The 3,503-nt window shown below is 71.5% G+C and carries 3 protein-coding genes; 1 reads left to right on the plus strand and 2 read right to left on the minus strand.

Features of this window, described 5'->3' with window-relative positions:
* Nucleotides 1-692: EI24 domain-containing protein (locus tag AC31A1_RS48750; RefSeq protein WP_489659484.1), on the minus strand; the 692-nt coding region annotated here is incomplete at its 3' end.
* 41 nt (nt 693-733) lie between these two features.
* A complete protein-coding gene (locus AC31A1_RS48755) occupies nt 734-1,603 on the minus strand; it encodes a hypothetical protein (RefSeq protein ID WP_489659485.1) in 870 nt (289 codons plus the stop codon).
* 239 nt (nt 1,604-1,842) lie between these two features.
* Here AC31A1_RS48755 and AC31A1_RS48760 point away from each other — a divergent pair.
* On the plus strand, nt 1,843-3,503 hold a 1,661-nt coding region (locus AC31A1_RS48760), incomplete at its 3' end, for a M14 family zinc carboxypeptidase (protein WP_489659486.1).

The raw sequence follows: 3,503 nt of genomic DNA on the forward strand, positions 1-3,503 counted from the left end.
GGCATCAGGAACACCGCGACGAACGGGACCAGGAAGGAGAGGCCGAGGGGGGTGCCGAAGCCCCAGATCAGGGTCTTGCGGGAGCGGAGGAGGGTGAGGCGAGCGCGGAGGTCGATGCCCCGGCGTTGGAGGGCGACCGCCGTCAGCTCCTCCGTGAGGAAGAAGCCCGTGACGAAGAACCCGATCACCGGGACGACCGTCTGGCCGATGAACGGGACGAAGCCCAGGGCGAAGAGGAGGATGCCCCACAGCACCGCGCGGACCAGGATGCGGAGGCTGTCGCGGGCCGAGATCCACAGTTCGCGCCAGAGGGGGAGGCCCGATTCGGGGGCCGTGCCGTCCGGGGAGACGTCCCGGTCGACCTTCTCGGAGAGGGTCTCGTAGAACGGCTGGCCTATGAGCAGCGTGACGGCCGTGAACGTCAACACCGAGAGCAGCAGGGCCAGTACGAACAGCACCGCCGTGAGGAAGCCGCGGAACAGGCCCTGCCACGGGCTCGACCAGTCGTCCGCGAAGGGCGTCGCCCAGGTGACGAAGTCCTGGCCCCAGATCGCCAGCGCGACCAGCGCCGCCACGTACAGGACCAGCGTGATCAGGCCGGGGATCAGCCCGAAGCCGTAGTGCCTCCCGTGCCGCGCCATCCAGCGCTGGCCCTTCAGGAGATAGCCGAACCCGGCCCCAAGATCATGCATGGGGCGAACTTTACGGTGCGCCTCACGCGCGGTCGACACCGCTACGCACTCGCGTTCGACACCGCCACCACGACCCCCCGGTCCGCCGTCGGCGACACCGCCGCCGTCACCCGTACCGCCGTCGCCCGGGCCACCCGGCCCGCGCGGGAGGTCGCCGCGAGGAGGGCCGGCTGGATGTGTTCCAGGGCGGAGACCAGGAGTTCCTCGCCCGCGACCAGGACCGGGCCGGCCACCTTCGTGGTCGCCGCCGCGGCTTCCGTGAGGTCGGCGAGCGGGGGCAGGGCGGCCCGGATCACGTTCACGCCCGCGGTGGCCGCCCGTTGCGCGAGGGCGACCTGGAACGGCAGCAGCGGAGCCAGCGCCGCCGTCAACGCCTCGGCCACGCGCCGGAGTTCGGGGGACGCGTCGGCCAGGGTGTCGGCCAGCGCGCGGATCAGCGGGGTGAGGGCCAGCAGGACGCCCGCGGCCACTCCCGCCGCCGCGGGCAACAGCGGGGCCGCCGCCTCGACCAGGTCGCCGAGTGCCGTGGCGAACTCCTCGACCGCCGGTTCCACCGCGTCCAGGACGGGCAGCAGGCTGTCGCCGAGCACGGTCAGCAGCGCCTGCGCCGGTGCGCTCACCGGGTGCACGGCAAGGGGCGCGCCGGTCGTGCCGAGCCGGGTCAGGGTGTCGACGATGCGGTAGAACGCCTCCTGGGCCTGCGGCGACGCGCTCGCCTCGGCCAGTTCGGCGGTGGTCTCGCGCAGGACCCGTAGCGCCTCGGCGCCCGAACCGTCCCGTGGATCAAGGGTGTTGATCGCGATCCTGGTGATGTTCCCGGCCGTGTCCAGGAGTTGGCCGGTGATGTCGGTGGTGCTGCGTGCCATCCGCAGCACCTCGTCCCTGCTGGGGATCGAAGGAATCGTTGCCATGGGACCTGGGACCTCCTCGCCGTACGCAGTCGTGCGCAGCGGTACGTGGACGAACACGACCATGCCCAACCGGCCGCGTCCGCTGCCCGGTACCGGTGACCTGTGTTCAGCATGCCCCCTCCCCGGCCCCCTGAATGCGCCATACGGGGCATCGACGACACCGACAACTTCCTGTTCACCGTTGAGTCGAACAGGTGCGGCTCGCCGTACCGATCTCTGGAACCAAAGAGGAGGTACGCGTGCGCACCATTGCCAGAGCCGTCCCCCCGAGACCCGTTCTGATCACCGCCGTCGCCCTGACCACCGCCGCCGGTTCGCTCCTGCTCCAGCCCCGCACCGCGGACGCCACGCCGCGGCCCGTCCCCCGCCGGGGTTCCGCGCCCGACCCGACCGTCCGTGAGGGCTCCGGCCCCGACCGTTACGCCGGCCGCGCGTCCGCCGGCGCCGCCCGCCGCGCTCTCACCGCCACCGTCCCGCGCACCGACCCCCGCCTCGGCTACCCGCGCCGCCAGGTTCTCTCCGCCGACCCGGCGAACCCCGCCGACACGTCCCTCAAGCTCGGCCTGACCCCGTACCACGCCCTCGCCCCGCGCCTGAACTCCCTCCAGCGGCTGGGTGATCGGGTGAGTGTCGAGGTCGCGGGCGTCTCGGCCGGCGGGCACCGGCTCTACCTCGTCACGGTCACCGCGCCGGAGACCGCCGACCAGGCCACCGCCCAGGAACGGATGCGCGACCTCATCGAGAACGCGCCCGCCACCGCCGCCAAGTCACTTGAGATCAAGGCCGGTTACAAGACCCCGGTCCTCTTCGACAACAACATCCACGGCGACGAACGCGAGGGCACCGACGCCTCCCTCGACCTCATCCAGCAGCTCGCCACCGCCAACGACACGAAAACCAACGACCTGTTGGCGCACAGCCGCCTCTACTTCAACATCACCGCGAACCCCGACGGCCGTATCGCGGGCACCCGCGCGAACGCCAACGGCTTCGATCTGAACCGGGACCTGATCACCGCTTCGCAGCCCGAGGCCCGCGCGATCCGCGCGATCACGATCGACAGACAGCCCGCCGTCCTGCTCGACCTGCACGGTTACGTCAACGGCACCCTCATCGAGCCGGCCACTCCCCCGCACGGCGAGAACTACGAGTACGACCTCTTCCTCAAGAACACCTACGCCAACGCCCTGGGCATGGAGACCGCCGTCAACGCCCTCGGCTACACACCGGCCAAGGACGGCGTCGAGCCCGTCCAGATCCCCTTCCGGGACCAGTCGGAGGGCTGGGACGACTGGCCTCCGGTCTTCACCCCGCAGTACGCGGCGTTCCAGGGCGCGGTGGCCGCCCACACGGTCGAGATCCCGCTCCAGGTCGACAACTCGGCCTACGACACCCTCCCCACCGCCGAGTTGCACCGCCGCGCCGCGATCAACGTGGCTGTCGCGGGCGCGGCCATGCGTGCCACCCTCGACTTCACCCGCTCCCACCGTAGTTCGCTCATCGCCGACCAGGTCGAGATGTTCCGGCGAGGTGCGGCGGGCGCCGGACAGGTACCCGTGTCGGCGCGGACCGTCCCGGGGGTCCCGGGCATCGGCCCCGAGGACGTCTGCACGACCGAATTCCCCCGCGGCTACACCATTGCGGCCGACACCGCGGGCGCCCGTCTCGTCGCTCATCTCATCGCCAACGACGTCCGCGTGCTACGCGCGGCGACCGGCCCGTACGTCGTCGACATGCACCAGCCCAAACGCGGCCTGGCGAACGCCCTGTTGGCCGACGGCCGTGACATCAGCGGCAGGGTGACGGCGATGTACGACATCTCGGCCTGGAGCCTGGGCCGGCTGTGGGGCGCCGCGGTCGAGCCCGTAGCCGGCCTCCCCACCGCGCCTCTCACCACCAT

The sequence above is a fragment of the Streptomyces sp. P5F9 genome, assembly GCF_057961495.1.

Coding starts and splice junctions, on each gene's coding strand:
- AC31A1_RS48755 (WP_489659485.1), bottom strand. CDS start 1,603: ATGGCAACGATTCCTTCGATCCCCAGCAGGGACGAGGTGCTGCGGATG.